This window comes from Thiogranum longum (assembly GCF_004339085.1).
GTDB classification, from domain to species: Bacteria; Pseudomonadota; Gammaproteobacteria; order DSM-19610; family DSM-19610; genus Thiogranum; species Thiogranum longum.
The window spans coordinates 1,002,876-1,024,120 of the sequence record NZ_SMFX01000001.1 but is presented as its reverse complement, the minus strand read 5'-3'; the positions used below and the strand labels follow the sequence as shown (position 1 = coordinate 1,024,120).

Genomic DNA, 21,245 nt, shown 5'->3' with positions numbered 1-21,245 from the left:
AAAAACGGGCGCCCATGTGGACGCCCGTTCTGCTTAAGGTGGCGGAGCGGACGGGACTCGAACCCGCGACCCCCGGCGTGACAGGCCGGTATTCTAACCAGCTGAACTACCGCTCCATATCCTTGGTGGGTGCTGAGGGGATCGAACCCCCGACATTCGCCTTGTAAGGGCGACGCTCTCCCAGCTGAGCTAAGCACCCTCGAGGAAAGCGCGCTAGTTTACGGCATCCTTAAACGCTTTACCAGCCTTGAATGCAGGCGAGTTTGACGCCTTGATCTGGATAGTTTCACCGGTCTGGGGATTACGGCCGGCACGCGCAGCACGGGCGCGAACTTCAAAAGTGCCAAAACCCACGAGCGTGACAGAATCACCCTTACGCAGCGTTTCGGTAATGGTGTCTAACACGGCATCGACAGCCCGTGTTGCGTCCGCCTTGGACAGATCAGCGGAGCTAGCAACGGCGTCAATCATTTCGGCTTTATTCATCGAGTTTGGCCCTCAGGATCAAAATGGAAATTATAATGCGATTCGCGTACCGGGACTCGATCCAGACAACTTAAACCCTGTATCCAGGAAAGGCCAATTCGGACCACCGGCATGCACGCCCGGTTTTATACCAAGGGTGTGACAGACGCGTCAAATAAAAAGCCCGTCTTCCGTGTAAAAGATTCGTAATTACACGAAAGACGGGCCTGAGACAAAATGTCAGTGAGTACGAAGCGCCTTGCCTTTACCGCCGGCTTTGGACTTGTCCTTGACCTTGTCACCTGCTTTTTCTTCACCTTTCCCGGACAGTGGTGCAGGCGGATGTTGCAACGCAACCTCCAGCACCTCATCGATCCATTTGACAGGAAGAATCTCCAGCTTGTCCTTGACGTTCTTGGGAATTTCCGCCAGATCCTTGCGGTTTTCCTCTGGAATCAACACGGTAGTGATACCACCACGATGAGCTGCCAGCAGCTTCTCCTTGAGTCCGCCGATAGGTAAAATTTCACCGCGCAAGGTGATCTCGCCGGTCATGGCAACATCAGCGCGAACCGGAATACGCGTCAGTGCGGACACCAGCGCGGTACACATACCCACACCGGCACTCGGGCCATCCTTCGGGGTAGCGCCTTCCGGCACGTGAACGTGAATATCGTATTTCTGATAGAAATCTTCCTCGATACCCAGCGCTTCGGCACGGCTGCGCACAACGGTGGTCGCCGCCTGGATCGACTCCTGCATCACATCGCCCAGCTGGCCGGTGTGAATAAGCCGACCCTTGCCGGGAACGATGGTTGACTCGATGCTCAGCAGTTCACCACCCACCTCGGTCCATGCCAGGCCGGTGACCTGACCGATCTGGTCATTCTCTTCGGCCAGCCCGTAACGGAAGCGCCGTACACCGAGATACTTTTCAAGGTTGCGCGGTGTTACGGAAATCTTGCCCTCACCTTCTTTCAGCAACAGTTCCTTCACCACCTTGCGGCAGATTTTGGCAAGCTCGCGCTCGAGGTTTCGCACGCCCGCCTCACGGGTATAGAAACGCACAATGTCATAGATTGCCTTTTCACTGATACTCAGCTCGTCTTCCTTGAGGCCGGCATTCTTGATCTGCTTGGGCAACAGGTAACGGGTTGCGATATTAACCTTCTCGTCCTCGGTGTACCCGGGGATACGGATGACTTCCATACGATCCAGCAAAGGACCAGGAATGTTCAGTGAGTTGGAAGTCGCGACGAACATTACATCGGACAAATCAAACTCCACTTCCAGGTAATGGTCGCCAAAGGTCGAGTTCTGTTCCGGGTCCAGCACTTCGAGAAGTGCAGACGACGGATCGCCACGGAAATCCATCGACATCTTGTCGATCTCGTCCAGCAGGAACAGCGGATTGCGCACGCCGACCTTGGACAGGTTCTGGATAATCTTGCCTGGAAGCGAACCGATGTAGGTCCTGCGATGACCCCGAATCTCGGCCTCGTCACGCACGCCACCCAGTGACATACGGGTAAACTTGCGGTTGGTCGCACGCGCAATGGAACGACCCAACGAGGTCTTGCCGACACCGGGCGGCCCCACCAGGCACAGGATCGGGCCTTTCAGTTTGCGCACACGCTGCTGCACGGCGAGGTATTCAAGAATACGTTCCTTGACCTTGTCCAGACCGTAGTGATCTTCATCGAGCACCGTCTGTGCACGCGCCAGGTCATGGCGGATCTTGGTGCGTTTTTTCCAGGGCGCACTGACCAGCCAGTCGATGTAGTTGCGTACAACCGTTGCCTCTGCGGACATCGGCGACATCATCTTGAGCTTGTTCAGCTCGGACATGGCCTTCTCTTTCGCTTCCTTGCTCATGCCCGCCTTTTCGATTTTCTCCTGGTACTCATCGGTTTCGTTGGGCACATCGTCCATGTCACCCAGTTCCTTCTGGATGGCCTTCATCTGTTCGTTCAGGTAGTACTCGCGCTGACTCTTCTCCATCTGCTGCTTGACGCGGCCACGGATGCGTTTCTCGATCTGCAGGACATCGATCTCGCCCTCGATCATACCCATCAGGTGTTCAAGCCGCTCACGCACATTCTCGATTTCGAGGATGCGTTGTTTCTCGTCCAGTTTGAGCGCCATGTGTGCGGCGATGGTATCAGCCAGGCGACCGGGCTCATCGATCCCGGACAGGGATGTCAGGATCTCGGGCGGGACTTTCTTGTTCAGCTTCACGTACTGGTCGAACAACGTCAGCAGGGAGCGCATCAGCACCTCGACCTCGCGCTCACCGGCCTGTTCACCATGCCCCAGAGGTTTGATCTGCGCCGAGAAAAATTCATCGGTGGTTTCAAACTTGACAAGACTCGCGCGCTCGGAACCCTCGACCAGCACCTTGACGGTGCCATCGGGCAGCTTCAACAGCTGCAGAATGGTGGAAAGCGTACCGATCTCATGAATGTCATCCACCTGCGGATCATCGACCTCGGCACTCTTCTGGGCAACCAGCAGAATCCGCTTGTCGTCATCCATTGCCGTTTCCAGCGCGCGTATCGATTTCTCGCGCCCGACAAACAGCGGGATCACCATGTGTGGGTAAACAACGACATCGCGCAACGGCAGAACCGGAACGACGGCTGTGGACTCATTGTCTGTTATTGCAGGGGTGTTTTCGTTTTGCTCCATAGGAGAGTACCTCAGTATCCGGTTCTGATCAGGGGAGTCACGCTTTTAACGGGCTCCCGGCACTTTGACATGGGGTCAGCCATAAGACATTTCAATGGCGGTTTTGTGCCCCACAAAGATTTCTGCAAGAAACAAGCCATGGTTTACACCCGGGCTACCGGCGATACGGGTCATGTTTCGCAGTATAGTTCTTTTGCAGGTAAACGCTGACAGGCCCGATGACAACATCATCGGGCCCGGGGCGGAATAAATCGAAAATCAACGCTAATCTGAAACAGCGCGTTGTTCCGGCTCGGAATCATAGACAAGGTAAGGCTCTGATTCACCGGCAATTGCACGCTCATCGACCACAACTTTCTGGACGTTTTCCAGCGAAGGCAGCTCGTACATGGTATCCAGCAGGACGTGCTCCATAATGGTTCGCAGCCCACGGGCACCGGTCTTGCGCGCCATGGCCTTTCGCGCCACCGCCCGCAGTGCATCCTCGCGGAACTCGATCTCCGCGCCTTCCATGTCAAACAGTTTGGCGTACTGCTTGGTCAGCGCGTTCTTGGGTTCGGTCAGAATCTGTACCAGCGCATCTTCATCCAGCTCTTCCAGCGTGGCCACAACCGGCAAACGACCCACAAATTCCGGTATCAGGCCGAACTTGATGAGATCTTCCGGCTCGACGTCGTACAGGATCTCGCCGACATTGACATCTTCATCGACAGTTTTGACCTCTGCCGAGAAACCGATGCCACCCTTCTCGGAACGTCCCTTGATAATTTTTTCCAGTCCGGCAAACGCACCGCCCACGATGAACAGGATGTTCGAGGTATCGACCTGCAGGAATTCCTGCTGTGGATGCTTGCGTCCACCCTGAGGCGGAACGGATGCAACAGTACCTTCGATCAGCTTCAGCAGGGCCTGCTGCACACCTTCACCGGAAACATCACGGGTAATGGAAGGGTTGTCGGACTTACGGGAAATCTTGTCGATTTCATCGATGTAAACAATACCGGTCTGCGCCTTGTCGACATCGTAGTCGCACTTCTGCAGCAGCTTCTGGATGATGTTCTCGACATCCTCACCTACGTAGCCGGCCTCGGTCAGCGTAGTGGCATCGGCAATGGTAAACGGTACATTCAGTAACCGCGCCAGCGTCTCGGCCAGCAGGGTCTTGCCGGAACCGGTTGGCCCGATAAGCAGGATATTACTCTTGGAAAGCTCCACCTCGTCCTTGCGGCCACCGGCCTCCAGGCGCTTGTAGTGGTTGTACACGGCAACAGAAAGCACCTTCTTGGCATTTCTCTGGCCGATAACGTACTCGTTGAGTACATCGTTGATTTCATGGGGTGTCGGGAGCTTGCTGCTGCCGCCTGCCGTCTTCTCCTGCATCTCCTCACGGATGATGTCATTACAGAGTTCGACACATTCGTCGCAGATGAAAACAGAGGGCCCCGCAATCAGTTTGCGCACCTCGTGCTGGCTCTTTCCACAGAAAGAACAGTACAGCAGTTTTCCGTCATCACCCTTACCGTTCCGATCGTCATTCATACTCGATATCCCGACTTGCGATTCCCTTGGCCATATCAACGGCAGATTGCTGTCCAACTGAACATACAGACTGCCGCGAAAACAACAGGTTCCTATTCAACTACGTCCCCGCACCGCTGACAAGTGTTCCCGGCGGGAATCTACGGTTTTTACACCGTCAACACCCTTCAGGCGTCGCTGCTTTCTTCAGCGCCCGCTGTTTCTTTCCGTGATGACAGAATCTCGTCGATCAGGCCATAATCCTTTGCATCCTGGGCGCCCAGGAAATTGTCCCGATCCGTGTCATTCTGGATTTTTTCCATTGGCTGGCCCGTATGATTCGATAAAATCGTATTAAGCCGCTCGCGCACCAGCAGGATCTCTTTGGCATGGATATCGATATCGGTCGCCTGACCCTGGAAACCACCCAGCGGCTGGTGAATCATCATGCGAGAATGCGGCAGGCAGAAGCGCTTGCCTTTTGCGCCACCGGCAAGAAGAACAGCACCCATACTGGCTGCCTGCCCGATACACATGGTGCTGACATCCGCCTTGATGAACTGCATGGTGTCATAGATTGCCAGGCCCGCTGTTACCGAACCACCAGGCGAATTGATGTAAAGATGAACATCCTTGTCGGGATTCTCGGATTCAAGGAACAACAACTGCGCCACGATGACGTTGGCCATGTAATCCTCTACCGGACCCACCACGAATACCACGCGTTCCTTGAGCAGACGCGAGTAAATATCGTAGGAACGTTCACCACGAGCAGTCTGCTCGATCACCATAGGAACGAGATTCAGCGCCTGGATATCTCCACCGCCCTTGATCATGCTATCTGACATTCGGTTGTTTCCTTTGCTACGCAGCGCCGCTGGCTGACTGCATGAGTTCCTCAAATGTTGTGGCCTTGTCCTCGACCTGCGCCTGTTCTGTTACCCATTCCGCCACGGTTTCTTCCATGATGAGGGTCTGCACACCTGACAACATTTCCTGGTTACTGTAGTACCACTGTACAACTTCTTCCGGGTTCTCGTAGGACTGCGCCATCTCCTCGATCGTTTCACGAACACGATCAGGATTAACCGCCAGCTGATTGCGCTGAATAATCTCCGAAATCAACAGACCCAGTGACACACGACGACGCGCCTCTTCCTCGTAGCGGCTACGATCATCGCTCCCTGCATCGGCAGTCGCGCCATCTTTCTTGATAAGGGCCTCGATCTCGCTGTCCAGCAGCGAAGCCGGCACATCAAGGTCAGCCTTTTCCAGCAATGCATCAAAGACCTGTGATTTGATGCTCTTCTTGATTACAGCATCCAGCTCTCGACGCATATTCTTGCGCACTTCCTCACGTAATGCGTCCAGGCCACCGTCACCAACACCAAAAGCGCGGGCAAACTCGTCATCCAGTTCCGGCATGGCCGGCTCGGAAACACTGTGCACGGTGATATCAAATTTCGCCGTCTTGCCTGCCACCTCGGCTGACCCGTAATCATCCGGGAATGTCACTTCAATCGTCTTGTGGTCACCGGCGCTGACACCTGCCAGTTGCTCCTCGAAACCGGGAATCATCGAACCGCTTCCCAGTTCCAGTGGAACATTCTGTGCGGCGTTACCGTTGAACGGCTGACCATCAATGCTGCCTTCGAAATCTATCTCGACACGATCTCCATTTGCCGCAGCCCGATCGACCCTGGTCCAGGTTACCCGCTGCGAACGCAGCTTTTCGAGCATGGCATCGATTTCTGTATCGGACACCTCGGCGACAGGCCGCTCGAGCTTCAGATCGCCCAGATCCGGTATGACAATCTCCGGATACACATCGAAGATCGCCACGTATTCCAGTTCTTCACCGGAGCGGTTACGCGTCTGTTCGATACTCGGCTCTCCGGCCGGCTTGAGATTTTCCTGTTGCAGGGCCTGCTCGTAAGTGGAAGCAATCAGTTCCGCAGCCGTTTCTTCCCGAACCTGTGATTCATAGCGTTTCTTCACGACACCCAGCGGTACCTTGCCGGGACGAAAACCGTCCAGACGCACCGAACGGGTAAGCTGCTGAAGCTTGCTGTCCACCTGCTGGTCTATCTGTTCCGCCGGAATCTGCACCGTCATACGGCGACCCAGCCCACTGGTTGTTTCAACGGAAACTTGCATGTCATACCCTCAAACTTGAAATTCAGTTGCAAAAAAAACGTGTATCCCCGGCTACAGTGAATCGTAACAACTGTGCGAAGACAGAAAACCGTTGTAATTCTGGTGCGAAAGGAGAGACTCGAACTCTCACGGGTTGCCCCACTGGAACCTAAATCCAGCGCGTCTACCAATTCCGCCACTCTCGCAATGTGTGCCAAGGTACTGATTAATCAAGGCCGCAACACAAGCAAGTGATTATACGGGTTTGGAAAATCGAGTATAACCCCAAAAAATACCCGGAAAATAAAAACCCGCGCAAGCGCGGGTCTGAATTAATGGTGGGCCGTGAAGGACTCGAACCTTCGACCAAGAGATTAAGAGTCTCCTGCTCTACCAACTGAGCTAACGGCCCGGATAGCAAAGTGTAATGGGGCGAACGACCGGGATCGAACCGGCGACCACAGGAGTCACAATCCTGTGCTCTACCAACTGAGCTACGCCCGCCATAAACTGCTACAAACTCATTCTGTCTGGCGCCCCGGAGAGGATTCGAACCCCTGACCCACGGCTTAGAAGGCCGTTGCTCTATCCGACTGAGCTACCGGGGCAAAAACTCGAACCACCGATCTGCATCTGACGCATCAGACAGCAAAAAAATTGGTCGGGGTAGAGAGATTCGAACTCCCGACATCCTGCTCCCAAAGCAGGCGCGCTACCAGACTGCGCTATACCCCGCATCTCGGCAGTGCCGGATGGGCGGGCGATAATACGGTCCCACCTGCCCAGCGTCAACGGCCGAAGCGCGGCAGTATACCAGAAATTATCCTGTTCGCTTGTCCGCTTGCAGCCTGCATGCGAGAATCGCCGGCCTTCCCAGCAGCGAAGTCAGGAACCGGATTTTCATGAGCGCCCGCATCATTGACGGCAAAACCATCGCAGCCACCACACGCCAGCAGGCAAAAGAACAAATCAACGCCCGACTGGCTGCCGGCAAGCGTCGACCCGGGCTGGCGGTAATCCTGGTGGGTGCGGATCCAGCCTCCGAAATCTATGTCAGGAATAAACGCACCGCCTGCGAGGAAACGGGGGTACTGTCACGGTCATGGGATCTGCCGGATGACACCAGCGAACAGACCTTGCTGGAATTGATCGATGCGCTCAACGAGGATGAAGAGATCGATGGCATCCTGGTACAGCTTCCGCTGCCGGCGCAGATCGGCACTCAAACGGTAATCGAGCGTATCAGCCCGGACAAGGATGTGGATGGTTTCCACCCGTATAATATCGGCCGTCTCGCTGTGCGCATGCCACAGCTACGTCCCTGCACACCGCGTGGCATCATTACCCTGCTCGACAGTACCGGCGAGGAATACCACGGGCGCGAGGCGGTGGTTGTCGGTGCGTCCAATCACGTCGGCCGGCCGATGGGACTGGAGCTCCTGCTGGCAGGCGCCACCGTGACCTGCTGCCACCGGTTTACCCGTGACCTGGAAGCTCATGTTCGTGCTGCGGAAATCCTGGTGGTAGCCGCCGGCAAGCCCGGCCTGGTACCCGGTGAATGGGTGCAGTCAGGCGCAACCGTCATCGATGTCGGTATACATCGCACGGAAAACGGCCTGATCGGTGATGTCGGTTTTGAGGTCGCAAAGGAGCGGGCCGCCTGGATTACACCAGTCCCCGGGGGCGTGGGGCCAATGACGGTTGCCACACTGATACAGAATACGGTCTATGCAGCGGAAACGCTGCACGACTAAAATAACAAGCCATCATTCTGGTTTAAATACCCGTCATTCCGGCGTAGGCCGGAATCTATTGCGCTGAATCTCTGGATGCCGACATGCACCGGTATGACAGGAAATAAAAGGATCAGAAGTCTCACTACGCCCTCCGCCAGCGGGTCCCTTCGGCCGAATCCTCCAGCTCAATGCCCATCTCTGTCAGTTTCTCCCTAAGCCGGTCAGCCTCGGCCCAGTCGCGCCGTTCGCGGGCAGCCTGACGCTGCGCAACGAGGTCATCAATCAGCGCATCATCGCCTGCTTCACCCTGTGCCGTATCGCCGCGCAGGTAGGCTTCGGGGTCTGACTGCAACAGGCCAAGTCGCCCACCCAGCAACCGCAGGGTAGCGACAAGGGTATCGAGTTGCCCGTCACCGCTATCACGACTACGGTTGATTGCGCGCGCCAGCTCGAACAATACAGCCAGTGCCTCGGGCGTGTTGAAATCATCATTCATGGCTGCGCCGAAACGCTCGACATAGTCAGCAATCGGCTCTGCCTGCAGATCCGTATCGGTATCGCGCAGTGCCGTGTACAGTCGCTGCAAGGCGCCACGTGCCTTGTCCAGGTTGTCGTCGCTGTAGTTCAGCGGGCTGCGATAGTGGCTGGCCAGAATAAAATAACGAACCTCTTCCGGCTGGTACACAGACAGTATTTCACGCACGGTGAAAAAATTGCCCAGCGATTTGGACATTTTTTCCTCGTCCACCTGCACAAAACCATTGTGGATCCAGTAGTTCACGAAGTGCTCGCCGGTAGCGGCCTCGGACTGGGCAATCTCGTTTTCGTGATGCGGGAACTGCAGGTCCATACCGCCGCCATGAATGTCGAAGTGTGCCCCCAGGCACTCGGTGGCCATGGCCGAGCATTCGATATGCCAGCCTGGCCTGCCCTCGCCCCAGGGCGACGGCCAGCTTGGTTCATCGGGTTTGGCCGCTTTCCACAGCACGAAATCCAGTGAATCGCGCTTGTCTTCATCGACATCCACGCGCGCACCGGCACGCAGGTCTTCCAGTTTTTTGCCGGACAACCGCCCGTAATTCTCGAAGTGGCTGACTGAATAATAGATATCGCCATTTTTACCCTGGTAGGCATAGCCTTTCTCCAGCAGAACCCCGATCATGGACAGAATATCGTCCATCGATTCGGTGGCACGCGGCTCAAAATCGGGGCGTAACACGCCCAGTGCGTCGGCATCCTCATGCATGGCGGTAATAAAGCGGTCGGTGAGCGACTGGATGGTTTCACCATTCTCCTGCGCCCGCCGGATAATCTTGTCATCAATATCAGTGACATTGCGTACGTAGGTCACTTCATAGCCCAGGTTGCGCAAGTGCCGGACAATCACGTCAAACACCACCAGTACGCGCGCATGACCAAGGTGGCACAGGTCATAGACCGTCATGCCGCACACGTACATGCGTACCTTGCCCGGCTCGATCGGCACAAATTCTTCTTTCCGGCGTGACTGGGTGTTGAACAGTTTCAGCATGCGTCAGGGCTCCGTTGGCGCTGTCGGACTGTCTGCGCATCCGCGCAGACACATTATCAGGCCGCCCGATCTGCGGGCGTTAACCGGCAGGCATGTTAACAAAAATTGGTCAGGCGCGCGGAAACCGCTATGATACGCGCTGCAAAAAGGAGCCTCCGCCATGACACGTTTTTTGAAACTTATCCTTGGGGCACTGTTACTCTCAACAGCCGCCCATGCTGACACAGGCAAAAAAACCGCCAGTGCCGGTGATACCGTTATTGTTCACATGCAGACAAGCAAGGGCGAAATCGTCCTTGAACTGGATCGGCGCAAGGCCCCGGTTACCGTCAATAATTTCGTGGAATATGCTAATGCCGGTTTTTACGACGGTACCCTCTTCCACCGCGTCATTCCCGGCTTCATGATACAGGGTGGCGGCTTTGAGCCCGGCATGGTCAAGAAGCCTACCCACGCACCGATCAAAAATGAATCCCGCAACGGTCTGCACAACACCGTGGGCACCATCGCCATGGCGCGTACCCGCAATGCGGATTCTGCAACCTCGCAGTTCTTCATCAATACCGGTAACAATGCCGCGCTGGACTATCCATCACAGGGTGGCTACTGCGTGTTTGGCAAAGTCATCAAGGGCATGGACGTTGTGAAAGCCATCGAGAAGACACCAAGAGGAAAACGCGGCATGTATGGCGATGTTCCGAAAGAAGACATTGTCATTGAAAAAGTTACCGTTGAACAACCCGTGCCTGCGCCGGCAGCGAACGAGACCAGCAAATAAACTGCGCGTGCAGCCACCCGCAACAGGATTCACCAGGAGACAACCATGAAAGTCCAGATGCAAACCAACAAGGGCACCATCGTGCTCGAGCTCGATGAAGAAAAAGCACCGATTACCGTCGCCAATTTTGCTGAATATGCCAAATCCGGTTTTTATGACGGTACTATTTTCCACCGCGTCATCCCCGGTTTTATGATTCAGGGTGGTGGCTTTGAGCCAGGCATGACACAGAAAACAACCCGCGAACCGATCAAGAATGAAGCAGACAACGGTCTGACAAATGACCTCGGCACCATTGCCATGGCACGTACACCGGACCCGGACTCCGCCACTGCGCAGTTCTTCATCAATGCCAAGGACAATGGTTTCCTGAATTTCACAGCACCCAATGCACAAGGCTGGGGCTATTGTGTATTCGGTAAAGTGACCGATGGCATGGATGTTGTACAGGACATCGAAAAAGTCACTACCGGTAACAGCGGCGGACACCAGGACGTGCCTGCTGAAGATGTCGTTATCGAGAAAGTTACCGTCGAAGATTGATGACAATTGCCTCCCCGTCACAGGGGGGCATACCCTCTCTTGTCCACCCTGTTCATCTCTGACCTGCACCTCGACCCGGCACGCCCGGCAGTTATCGACGGCTTCATTCACTGGCTTGGCCTGCAGGCAGGCAATGCTGACGCCTTGTATATCCTGGGCGATCTTTTCGAGGCCTGGATCGGTGACGATGACCCGGCACCCCTTTGTGGCCAGGTCAGTGTTGCCCTGAACCACTGTGTAAAAGCCGGCACCCCGGTCACACTGATGCACGGCAACCGGGATTTCCTGATCGGGGAACAGTTCCTTAAGGCCAGCGCCTGCCGGTTGACGGCAGACCCGGCAGTCATTGATCTTTATGGGCGCCGTACCCTGCTGATGCACGGTGACCTGCTGTGCAGCGATGACCACGAGTACCAGCAAATCCGCCGCCTGGTGCGAGACCCGTTATGGCAACAGCGGATACTGGCGAAACCCCTGCAGGAGCGCCGGCAACTTGCCCGGCAGATGCGGGCTGAAAGCCGCCAGTCTATCCTGGGCAAACGCGACGACATTATGGATGTCAACCCGGATACCGTAATCCAGTTCATGGTGCAATACGAGGCTGACCTGCTGATACACGGGCATACACACCGCCCGGGCATTCACCCTGCTGAACAGGGCCAACACCCGTTCACACGTATCGTCCTTGGGGACTGGGTTGACCGGGGCAGTGTACTGTTTGCCGACAGGCAGGGGGGGCTGAGGCTCGAGTCACTGCCCCTTTAAGAACAGTCAGGGCGCCAGCGGCTGATACTGTTCGTAATCCTTCGGCAACTCAAACAGGGCATCATCAATCACCACGTCACGCTCGTAACGCAGCAGCTGACGATGTTCACCTTTTGGCCCCCAGGTAATCACGGGCAATCCCAGCGCCACATCAAAATCCGCCTTGTATAAATAGCGCGCCTGGAAACAGGGCGTAATATATTCAGCTGGTGTATTTCCCTTTGAACGCTGCTGCTGAACGGCCAGTACATCGGCGAATGCCTCGAAAGCATCACGGCTATCGTCCATCAGGCCCTCGACAACCACACTTGAATAACACAGCTCTCCATCGGCGAACAGTTTCAGTGTGGTGGAATCCTGGCCTTCCAGCGTTGGCGCGTCACTGTCATGACTTCGCTTCACCTCGATATCGAGTGCTTCGGGACGTTTACCGGTTTCACCACGACCATCGATATTCAGAATCGTTCGACTGTCCTCGACCACGTTGTAGATTTGTTTCTCCCGACGATCCAGCAGAACAAAGTCAACGCTGCCGTCACCCTGGTCGGAGCGTAAATAGTGATCGGTAATAATGTAGCGCACTTCCCAGGGTTCGTTGCCGGCTTCCTGTTCCAGGTACCAGAGTACGGTTGCACGCGTTTCAGCGACTGACGGCAAGGCTACAGACAGACTGCACGGAATAAACAGTACATAACAGACTGTCCTGCGAAGCAACGTATTAAAAAACACAGCATTCATCAATTTACTTACCATCCTTTTTTGCCATCACCTCAAGGTGACGCATTTCACTGTCGCTGAAACCGGCGCGACGACGTGCTTCGTAATGAAACGGCGGCCTCACCTGCCCCTGCATATATTCCGAGAGCAAGCGTTGAAAAGTCTGCCCGGAATCCAGCCGGCGCTGCGCGCACAGGTGGCGGAACCAGCGCGTCCCTATTTCCACGTGGCCAATTTCGTCGCGCAGGATAATTTCGAGCAACCCCACGGTAGCATTATCACCAACCTTGTCCAGCCGCTCAATCATACCGGGCGTCACGTCCAGTCCCCGCGCTTCCAGTACACGTGGCACCAGCGCCATACGCACCAGCGGATCATGGGCAGTACGCGCAGCCGTTGCCCACAGGCCGTCGTGTGCATCCATGTCACCGTATGATGAGCCCAGCTCAGCCAGTCGTGCGGCCAGCAAACGGAAATGGTAAGCCTCTTCGGCGGCAACACGCGACCAGTCATGATAGTAGCGGTCCGGGAGGCCACGAAAACGATATACCGCATCCCATGCCAGGTTAATGGCATTGAACTCGATATGCGCAATGGCATGCAGCAGGGCAATACGACCTTCCCGACTTGCCGGGCTGCGACGCGGCAGTGCCCGCGGCGCTACCAGCCTGGGACGACGCGGACGACCGGCATCGCTGAAGGGCAGCGGTGCATGACAGGATTCCAGGCTGAGGTCCCCGGCCAACAGCGCTGTAAATGTTTGCGCCGTCAGCGCCAGCTTCTCAACCGGATCGCTGCAATCAAGGCAACGTTTAGCCTGGTCGAACAGGTTCTGCATCATTTCCCCAAATTATGGATTTATATATTATCATATATAACATGTTGTTATGATATATTTCTACGGTAGAATGTAATGTCTCTACAGCTTCTGCTTTGACAGCCCTGACCACTTTAGGCATGCTCGAAAGCACCGTATCGAAGGACAAGCCTATGAAACAACAACATGTCCTCGAAATCTACGAGCCGTACGAGTACACCGGACAAAACCCGGTTGCTGCCGAAGGAATTGCGGTAATCCCCGGCCCCTCGCGCGAAGTCTATTATCTCTTGCAGATTTCCAGTCCGTTTGAATTCGAGCACGAGACGGTCAGACAGTTTGTCATTATGCCGCACTATAATGGCGACAAGATTGATCGCGCCGTCTCCAGTTCCTGCACGGTGAATATCTCACGTGTGCCCGACGGCATGGATCTGTCAGAAAAAAGTCGACTGGCATTTGAAGATTTCCTGCGCTGGGGCGTTGGAAAAATCAGCCTGTGCGAGGAGCACTGAACAGGACCCCTGCCTGCACCGCCGGTCGCATTACTCTCTCAGCAGGTGAATCGAACCACTGACCTGCACGCTGATGCTGCTGCTACCCTGCTCTACCGCCGGTGGCGCCACCGATGCTGCGCTGACCCGGGCGGCACTTTCCATACGCATGGGCACAACCGGTGGTCGGCCTGCACCACCGATATTGATATCAAGCAGGGCATACCCGCTGGCTTTCAGGCTTTTGGCAATCAGCGATGCACGCTTCCGGAACGCGTCCAATGCTTCTGCAATCAGCTCATCCTCGATGGCATCACGCGTGCCAGTAGATACGGAAAATTGCATCGACTGGATTTGCAGGCGTGCCTGCAAGCTGCCCAGCAAGCGGCTGAGCGCCTCCACATCACGTGATTCCAGATGCAGCTCCTGCACACCCCGCCAACGCACAATTTTGCGATCTTCATAAACCGGATAGGTGCGGTAGTTCCCGCTCTGTGGCATAACGCCCTTCCCGGTTTTCACCTGCTGAAGAGCCCAGCTCATGGTACGGTTGATCTCATCCGCCAGCTTTGCTGCGTCTCGATCCTCGGCTTGCGCCTGAAGTACTGCGGAAACCTGGTCATTCTGCACCTCGCGACTGGCCTCGACGTGAAAACTGACCCGGTCGCCGACCGGTATTGCTTCAGCATGCGCCAGGGCGTGCCAGAACATCGCCGCCAGCAGTGGCAGAAAATATGAAATAGCCCGTTTGTCCATCGTCGATACTCTCCTCAAGTCAAAGACCGTGCTGAAGGTCGTCTATCAGGTCGTCCAGCGTTTCCAGGCCCACGGCAACCCGAACCAGACCGTCCGAAATACCCGCTTCTGCACGCTGTTCCGGTGTCAGGCGACCATGCGTAGTGGTTGCCGGATGCGTTATTGTTGTCTTTGCATCACCCAGGTTGGCCGTAATGGAACAGATTTGCGTACTGTCGATCACCTTCCACGCCGCTGTCTGACCACCCTTCACTTCAAATGACACAATACCGCCATAACCCGACTGCTGGGTACTGGCCAGCGCATGCTGCGGATGCGATGCCAGCCCGGGATAGAACACCCGCTCTACCGTCGGCTGTTCCTGCAACCATTCAGCCAGCACCTGGGACGAGCAGCAATGCGCCTTCATGCGCAGCGACAGCGTTTCCAGTCCTTTCAGGAATACCCACGCATTGAATGGACTCATGCTCGGCCCACAGGTCCGCAGGAATCCGTACACACCCTCACCCACAATGTCCCGGGAACCGACAACTGCGCCACCGACACAGCGACCCTGACCATCGAGATACTTGGTGGCAGAATGAATAACAATATCGGCGCCAAGTTCGAGCGGGCGCTGCAACACGGGAGTACAAAAACAGTTGTCCACGGCCAGCAGGCAATCATGTGCATGGGCCAGATCCGCCAGTGCGCGAATATCGGCAATGGCCGTAAGCGGATTTGAAGGTGTTTCCAGGAACAGTAGTTTTGTCTCCGGACGAATTGCCCGGGCCCACTCGTCTACGTCTTCCTGCGAAACAAAAGTGGTTTCGATACCGAATTTCTGCAGGAAGTTGGTGAACAGCAAGGTGGTGCTGCCGAAAATACTGCGTGATGACACGACATGATCACCACTCCTTAACAGGCCGGCACAGGTCGCATAGATTGCTGACATCCCGGAAGCAGTGGCCACGCATCGCTCCCCCCCTTCCATTGCTGCCAGGCGTTCCTCGAATGTGCGCACGGTCGGGTTGGTGAAACGGGAATAGATATTACCGGGTTCCTCACCGGAAAAACGTGCAGCTGCTGCAGCCGCCGAATCGAACACGTAACTCGATGTCGGGAAGATCGGCTCCGAATGCTCGCCTTCTGACGTGCGGTGCTGCCCCGCGCGTACTGCAAGGGTTTCCAGCCCAGGCGATCTGTCTTTGTTGTCAGGCATGACCCGGCTCCTATACTCGAAATAACCGCGGGCGCAAAAAAACCCGCCATCGGCTGTACGAGGGCAGGCGCCTTCGCTTTAGCCGGATTTATAATGCGCCCGCAAGCTGAATTCAAATCGGCGCAATAACGACGAGATTAGATTCGTTACTGTCTCTCGTCAAGCATTATTGTGCAGCTCGATGACCTCATGGTCAGCCAGTCGGCGGTCCTGCTTGGCGGCATCGCTGCGCAGCTGCTCGATGTGATCGAGGTATTCAGCATCCACGCCACCGGTTACATACTCACCGGTAAACACCGAGCAGTCGAATTCGCTGATATCGGGATTACCCTTGCGCACCGCCTCGACCAGGTCATCGAGCGCCTGGAACACCAGCCAGTCAGCGCCGATTTCCTCTGCAATCTGCTCCACCGTGCGACCATGCGCAATCAGCTCATCCTTGGTCGGCATATCGATACCGTAGACGTTGGGATAGCGTACCGGCGGCGCAGCCGAGGCAAAGTAGACATTGCGGGCACCGGCATCGCGTGCCATCTGTATGATCTGCTGTGATGTCGTACCCCGCACAATGGAGTCATCCACCAGCATCACGTTCTTGTCGCGAAATTCCAGCTCAATGGCATTGAGTTTCTGGCGCACCGACTTCTTGCGCTGCTGCTGACCGGGCATGATAAAGGTGCGGCCGATATAGCGGTTCTTGATAAAACCTTCGCGGTACTTGATGCCCAGCGTATTGGCCAGCTGCAAGGCTGCCGTGCGGCTGGTATCCGGGATGGGGATCACGACGTCGATATCGTGCTGCGGACGTTCACGCTCGATCTTTTCTGCCAGCGCCTCGCCCATGCGCAAACGCGCCTTGTAGACAGAGACATTATCAATAATGGAATCAGGACGCGCCAGGTAGACGTGTTCGAATATACACGGCGAATATGATGGTTGATCGGCGCACTGGCGCGTTACGATACTGCCATCGTAACCGAGAAATACCGCCTCGCCCGGGCGTACGTCATCGATCAGCTCAAAACCCAGTGAGTCGAGTGCGACGCTCTCGGAAGCCGCCATGTAATCATAGCCCTCACTGTTTTTACGGCGGCCATACACCAGTGGCCGCACACCGTGCGGGTCACGGAATGCCACGACTCCGAAACCGGTAATCATGGCCACCGCTGCATATGCACCCTTGCAGCGCTGGTGCACGCCGGAGACGGCAGCAAACACATCATCGGCATTGATGCGCAACTTGCCACGCCGCTGTAACTCATGGGCGAACACATTGAGCAATACTTCAGAATCGGAATCCGTATTGATATGACGCAGATCTTCGCGAAACAGATTCTTTTTCAGCGACTCGGCATTCACCAGGTTGCCATTGTGTGCCAGCGTCAGGCCATAGGGTGAATTCACATAGAAAGGCTGGGCTTCTGCCGAACTTTCACAACCCGCCGTGGGATAACGGACATGACCTATGCCCATCTTGCCGCGCAGCCGCAGCATGTGGCGGGTGTGAAAGACATCGCGCACCAGACCATTACTCTTGCGCAGGTAGAGCTGACTACCCTCGCAGGTCATGATACCGGCAGCGTCCTGCCCGCGATGCTGGAGAATGGTCAGCGCGTCATAAATTGACTGATTGACCGCACCATTTGAAACAATACCGACTATGCCACACACAAGCCCGACCTTCGCTTACCCGAATTGAATGTTTTCCGCGATGCTGGCGGGCAGAAAACTGCGCAACCACATCGCCATGTCCTGAAAATGCGCCAGCAGCAGCGACTCGTTCCACCAGGGATCCTGCGGCACTGATGTCAATCCTGCCAGCATTACCAGTACGGCCACGATTACGGCACCACGTGCCACACCAAACACCATACCCAGCGCCCGGTCAGTCGCGCTAAGCCCGGATTTCTCCACCAGCTTGCCAACCAGGAAATTCACTACGCCACCCGCAATGACTGTCGCCACAAACAGAACGGCAAACGCCACCCATCGGCGTACTGACGGGGTTTCGATCCACTGCGACAGGTAACCGCTGAAATCACCGAAATACAGCATCGCCACCCACAATGCCGCTACCCAGGTCACCAGCGACAGTGCTTCCTTGAAAAATCCGCGCCACAAGCTCAGTAGCGCAGAAATTGTGATGATCGCCAGAATGAAGTAATCGACCCAGATCAAACCAGAACCTGCATGTATATCCCGGGCCTCTCAGGCCGATGTCGCAATGGCGGTATTTTACTCGAAGCAGGACAGTGAAGGCGAACGATTAATTACGGATACGACATTACCCGGCCATTCTGGTCGAAACGCTCCGCGACCTGTTTTCTGACGCGGTCCGCCTCGGCACGATCCAGGAAAGGTCCAACGCGCACCCGGTAGCGGGCCTTGCCATCCACCCGCACCTGCTCGACCTGGGTCGCAAAACCGCCCTTGCGCAGTTTGTCCCGCAACGCCAGGGCATTCGATTCACTCGACAGACTGACTACCTGCACGACCCAGCTACCTTTAAGTGGCTCGGTTACCGGCTTTTCAATCGGCAGGGGCTTTGCCGGTGCCGCGACGGGCGCTGGCGGCACAATCACAGCCGGCTCTGGTGCAGGCACTGGTTCTTCAACGGCTTGCGTCGGCGGAGAGGACTGTTGCGCGACTTTGGCGCCGGCAGGCTCTGTCAGGATGGCCCGACTTGCCGGTACGGGTTCACGAAGCGGGGGAAAGGGTTCCAGTGGCAGTTCCGGCGCCAGGGTTTCAGGCTCCGGTATTTTGTCCATCTCCGGCACCAGTGTTCGATTCGGGCCTTCCAGCAACATGGGGATAAAAATTACACCCAGTGCTACCAGTACTATCGCGCCTACCAGTCTTTGCTTCAAGAGAACGTCCATCCCGGTTGCCCAGTCAGTCAAAATTTGTATCGAGTGCGGACCATTCCGCCACCGTGTAAAACGATCCACACACCAGTATCCGGTCACCGGTCTGCACCTGACCCGCCAGCGCCTCAAGTGCTTCGGCAACCGACGGGCAGATGGTCACCGGCCCGTCTGCATGTGTTTGTTGCAGGTGCGCCGTAAACTGTTGCGGCGAAAGCGCACGATCCACGTCCAGACCTACCGGATACCAGTGGTCCACCTGCCCGCGCAGTGCCTCGACAAAGGCGTCAATATCCTTGTCGCGCATCATGCCAATCACCGCATGCGTGGCACCGGACAACGGCCGATGCCGCAAGGCGTCTACCAGTGCCAGCGCAGCCTGGGCATTATGGGCCACATCCAGTACCTGTTCCACTTTACCCGGCAATACCTGGACACGCCCTGGCAAAGCCACCCATTTCAGCCCACCGACCACTGCAGACTCTGTTACCGGCAAGCGATCGTTCAAAGTCTCGAGTGCTGCCAGTGCAGTAGCGGCATTGGCCAGTTGGTGGGCACCCGGCAAGGCTGGCCAGGGCAAGTCCTGGTAATGGCTGTCCCTGCCCTGCCAGTGCCAGCGCTTGCCGCTGTGGCGCAGACGAAAGTCACGCCCGATCACCTGCAGGTCTGCAGCCACCTCGACCGCCTTCTCCAGCAGACTGTCCGGCGGGAAAGCATCACCGCATATCGCCGGCCGGCCGGCACGAAAAATACCGGCTTTTTCCAGACCGATCGCTTCACGCGTGTCACCCAGCCAGTCGGTATGATCCAGCCCGATTGACGTCACGATCGCCACATCCGCATCCACGATGTTGACCGCATCCAGGCGACCGCCCAGCCCGACTTCCAGTAACGCGACATCCAGTGAGCCACGCTGCATGATATCCAGCGCGGCCAGTGTCCCGAACTCGAAGTAGGTCAATGAAGTTTCCCCACGCTGCCGGTCGATATGCGCAAATGCATCACACCAGCGATGATCAGCGACCACTTCACCGTCAATACGCAGTCGTTCGTTGTAGTGCAACAGATGGGGTGAGGTGTAACAACCTGTACGGTAACCGGCACGACGCAAAACAGCTTCCAGCATGGCCAGTGTCGAGCCCTTGCCATTGGTGCCGGCAACGGTGACAACAACGGGCGCCGGTTGCAGACAATCGAGCTTGCGGGCGACCGCCGCTACACGGTCCAGGCCGAGGTCAATGGTGCGCGGGTGTAGTGTCTCCTGCCAGGCAAGCCAGTCAGACAGGGTGTTAAAACGGGTCACGGTCTAAGAGAATACCTGGCCCCGTCATTGCTTCGCTAGCGCTCATTGACGGGGGAGAGGCTCACTGGTTAACCGGTTCGCGGTGCGTGAGCATAGACAACAACGACGCAATTCGCTCACGCATTTCACGGCGATCAATAATCAGATCCACGGTACCGTGTTCAAGCAGGAACTCACTGCGTTGAAAACCCTCCGGGAGGGTTTCTCTCACAGTCTGCTCAATCACGCGCGGACCGGCAAAACCGATCAGGGCCTTGGGCTCGGCAATATTAACGTCACCGAGCATGGCAAGACTGGCAGACACACCGCCCATGGTAGGATCGGTCATGACAGAAATAAACGGTATGCCGGCTCCTGAAAGACGCCCCAGTGCAGCGCTGGTTTTGGCCATCTGCATCAGCGAGAACAGGGCTTCCTGCATGCGCGCGCCACCACTGGCTGAAAAGCATACCAGCGGAATATTGTGATCCAGACTGCTGCTCACGGCACGCACAAAACGTTCGCCGACCACCGAACCCATGGAACCACCCATAAAGCCGAATTCAAAAGCGGCGGCAACCAGTGGAATACCTTCCACCTGGCCACGCATGGCAATTAATGCATCAGTTTCACCTGTCGCTTTCTGGGCCGCCTTTAAGCGATCGATGTACTTCTTGCTGTCACGGAACTTCAGCGGGTCAGCCGGTAATACTTCGGCACCGATTTCCTCGCGTGGTTCCGGATCGAGAAACAGATCGAGACGCCGTCGCGCACCGATGCGCATGTGTTGGTCGCACTTGGGGCAGACATCCTGGTTACGCTCCAGTTCAGCACGATACAACACCGCATCACAGGCCGGACACTTGCTCCACAGGCCTTCCGGCACAGCGCGCTTGTCCTTGTTATCGGTTCTGATGCGCGAAGGCATCAGTTTTTCAAACCAGCTCATTTATA

Annotated in this window: 20 protein-coding genes and 7 tRNA genes; 5 read left to right on the top strand and 22 right to left on the bottom strand. The window is 56.1% G+C overall.

The features are described 5' to 3' along the window. Positions 1 to 39: 39 nt before the first annotated feature. The 12 genes from DFR30_RS05165 to DFR30_RS05110 form a co-directional block, all read right to left on the bottom strand. Positions 40 to 116 (bottom strand) — tRNA-Asp (locus tag DFR30_RS05165). Positions 117 to 123: 7 nt separating this feature from the next. Then, positions 124 to 199: transfer RNA gene (locus DFR30_RS05160), tRNA-Val, on the bottom strand. Between the two features lie 14 nt (positions 200 to 213). Then, a complete protein-coding gene (locus tag DFR30_RS05155; RefSeq protein ID WP_132971645.1) occupies positions 214 to 486 on the bottom strand; it encodes an HU family DNA-binding protein in 273 nt (90 codons plus the stop codon). A gap of 219 nt (positions 487 to 705) precedes the next feature. Next, positions 706 to 3,153, bottom strand: a complete 2,448-nt coding sequence (gene lon, locus DFR30_RS05150) for an endopeptidase La (protein ID WP_132971644.1) — start codon at positions 3,151 to 3,153, stop codon at positions 706 to 708. A gap of 264 nt (positions 3,154 to 3,417) precedes the next feature. After that, the gene (gene clpX, locus DFR30_RS05145; RefSeq protein WP_132971643.1) at positions 3,418 to 4,692 is read right to left on the bottom strand and encodes an ATP-dependent Clp protease ATP-binding subunit ClpX; all 1,275 of its coding nucleotides are present in this window, start codon (positions 4,690 to 4,692) and stop codon (positions 3,418 to 3,420) included. A 167-nt stretch (positions 4,693 to 4,859) separates the two neighbouring features. Next, positions 4,860 to 5,507 (bottom strand): ATP-dependent Clp endopeptidase proteolytic subunit ClpP, encoded by a 648-nt coding sequence (clpP, locus tag DFR30_RS05140; RefSeq protein WP_207891940.1) that lies wholly within the window; start codon positions 5,505 to 5,507, stop codon positions 4,860 to 4,862. 28 nt (positions 5,508 to 5,535) lie between these two features. Beyond that, positions 5,536 to 6,828, bottom strand: a complete 1,293-nt coding sequence (tig, locus tag DFR30_RS05135; protein ID WP_132971641.1) for a trigger factor — start codon at positions 6,826 to 6,828, stop codon at positions 5,536 to 5,538. Between the two features lie 100 nt (positions 6,829 to 6,928). Then, a tRNA-Leu gene (locus DFR30_RS05130) sits at positions 6,929 to 7,013 on the bottom strand. 130 nt (positions 7,014 to 7,143) lie between these two features. After that, a tRNA-Lys gene (locus tag DFR30_RS05125) sits at positions 7,144 to 7,219 on the bottom strand. Between the two features lie 16 nt (positions 7,220 to 7,235). Then, positions 7,236 to 7,311 (bottom strand) — tRNA-His (locus tag DFR30_RS05120). 27 nt (positions 7,312 to 7,338) lie between these two features. Further along, positions 7,339 to 7,415, bottom strand: a tRNA-Arg gene (locus DFR30_RS05115). A gap of 50 nt (positions 7,416 to 7,465) precedes the next feature. Then, positions 7,466 to 7,542, bottom strand: a tRNA-Pro gene (locus DFR30_RS05110). Between the two features lie 167 nt (positions 7,543 to 7,709). Here DFR30_RS05110 and folD point away from each other — a divergent pair. Further along, complete coding sequence (folD, locus tag DFR30_RS05105) at positions 7,710 to 8,561, top strand: bifunctional methylenetetrahydrofolate dehydrogenase/methenyltetrahydrofolate cyclohydrolase FolD (RefSeq protein WP_132971640.1); 852 nt, start codon at positions 7,710 to 7,712, stop codon at positions 8,559 to 8,561. Positions 8,562 to 8,685: 124 nt separating this feature from the next. Here the strand turns inward: folD and cysS are convergent, their stop codons facing one another. Next, on the bottom strand, positions 8,686 to 10,074 hold the full coding sequence (gene cysS, locus DFR30_RS05100) for a cysteine--tRNA ligase (RefSeq protein ID WP_132971639.1): 1,389 nt from the start codon (positions 10,072 to 10,074) through the stop codon (positions 8,686 to 8,688). 160 nt (positions 10,075 to 10,234) lie between these two features. Here cysS and DFR30_RS05095 point away from each other — a divergent pair, with 160 nt between their 5' ends. From DFR30_RS05095 to DFR30_RS05085, 3 genes are read left to right on the top strand one after another with little or no spacing between them, the layout of a single operon-like run. Beyond that, positions 10,235 to 10,852: a peptidylprolyl isomerase gene (locus DFR30_RS05095; protein ID WP_132971638.1), complete on the top strand. Its 618-nt coding sequence runs from the start codon at positions 10,235 to 10,237 to the stop codon at positions 10,850 to 10,852. A 45-nt stretch (positions 10,853 to 10,897) separates the two neighbouring features. Continuing rightward, positions 10,898 to 11,395, top strand: coding sequence for a peptidylprolyl isomerase (locus DFR30_RS05090; RefSeq protein ID WP_132971637.1), 498 nt, complete (start codon positions 10,898 to 10,900; stop codon positions 11,393 to 11,395). 39 nt (positions 11,396 to 11,434) lie between these two features. Continuing rightward, the gene (locus DFR30_RS05085; RefSeq protein WP_132971636.1) at positions 11,435 to 12,160 is read left to right on the top strand and encodes a UDP-2,3-diacylglucosamine diphosphatase; all 726 of its coding nucleotides are present in this window, start codon (positions 11,435 to 11,437) and stop codon (positions 12,158 to 12,160) included. A gap of 6 nt (positions 12,161 to 12,166) precedes the next feature. Here DFR30_RS05085 and DFR30_RS05080 read toward each other — a convergent pair whose 3' ends face one another. Together DFR30_RS05080 and DFR30_RS05075 are read right to left on the bottom strand one after the other, a co-directional pair. After that, positions 12,167 to 12,898 carry a hypothetical protein gene (locus DFR30_RS05080; protein WP_132971635.1) on the bottom strand — a complete coding sequence of 244 codons (732 nt, stop codon included), beginning with the start codon at positions 12,896 to 12,898 and terminating at the stop codon, positions 12,167 to 12,169. Between the two features lie 4 nt (positions 12,899 to 12,902). Then, positions 12,903 to 13,715 carry a ferritin-like domain-containing protein gene (locus DFR30_RS05075; RefSeq protein ID WP_132974383.1) on the bottom strand — a complete coding sequence of 271 codons (813 nt, stop codon included), beginning with the start codon at positions 13,713 to 13,715 and terminating at the stop codon, positions 12,903 to 12,905. Between the two features lie 152 nt (positions 13,716 to 13,867). Between DFR30_RS05075 and DFR30_RS05070 the strand changes: the two genes are divergently transcribed. Then, on the top strand, positions 13,868 to 14,209 hold the full coding sequence (locus DFR30_RS05070) for a hypothetical protein (RefSeq protein ID WP_132971634.1): 342 nt from the start codon (positions 13,868 to 13,870) through the stop codon (positions 14,207 to 14,209). Between the two features lie 30 nt (positions 14,210 to 14,239). On the opposite strand, the gene DFR30_RS05065 is transcribed toward DFR30_RS05070, so the two are convergent. The 7 genes from DFR30_RS05065 to accD all read right to left on the bottom strand — a co-directional run bounded on the left by DFR30_RS05065 (position 14,240) and on the right by accD (position 21,240). After that, complete coding sequence (locus tag DFR30_RS05065; RefSeq protein WP_132971633.1) at positions 14,240 to 14,944, bottom strand: SIMPL domain-containing protein; 705 nt, start codon at positions 14,942 to 14,944, stop codon at positions 14,240 to 14,242. A 19-nt stretch (positions 14,945 to 14,963) separates the two neighbouring features. Further along, positions 14,964 to 16,145, bottom strand: coding sequence for an O-succinylhomoserine sulfhydrylase (locus DFR30_RS05060; RefSeq protein WP_132971632.1), 1,182 nt, complete (start codon positions 16,143 to 16,145; stop codon positions 14,964 to 14,966). Between the two features lie 159 nt (positions 16,146 to 16,304). Further along, positions 16,305 to 17,816 carry an amidophosphoribosyltransferase gene (gene purF / locus DFR30_RS05055; protein ID WP_132971631.1) on the bottom strand — a complete coding sequence of 504 codons (1,512 nt, stop codon included), beginning with the start codon at positions 17,814 to 17,816 and terminating at the stop codon, positions 16,305 to 16,307. 15 nt (positions 17,817 to 17,831) lie between these two features. Continuing rightward, positions 17,832 to 18,323 carry a CvpA family protein gene (locus tag DFR30_RS05050; protein ID WP_132971630.1) on the bottom strand — a complete coding sequence of 164 codons (492 nt, stop codon included), beginning with the start codon at positions 18,321 to 18,323 and terminating at the stop codon, positions 17,832 to 17,834. A 92-nt stretch (positions 18,324 to 18,415) separates the two neighbouring features. After that, entirely contained in the window at positions 18,416 to 19,012 is a 597-nt protein-coding gene (locus tag DFR30_RS05045) for an SPOR domain-containing protein (protein WP_165869098.1), read from the bottom strand. Positions 19,013 to 19,037: 25 nt separating this feature from the next. Then, positions 19,038 to 20,312 (bottom strand): bifunctional tetrahydrofolate synthase/dihydrofolate synthase, encoded by a 1,275-nt coding sequence (gene folC, locus DFR30_RS05040; RefSeq protein WP_132971628.1) that lies wholly within the window; start codon positions 20,310 to 20,312, stop codon positions 19,038 to 19,040. 61 nt (positions 20,313 to 20,373) lie between these two features. Continuing rightward, the gene (gene accD, locus DFR30_RS05035) at positions 20,374 to 21,240 is read right to left on the bottom strand and encodes an acetyl-CoA carboxylase, carboxyltransferase subunit beta (RefSeq protein WP_132971627.1); all 867 of its coding nucleotides are present in this window, start codon (positions 21,238 to 21,240) and stop codon (positions 20,374 to 20,376) included. Positions 21,241 to 21,245 lie beyond the last annotated feature (5 nt).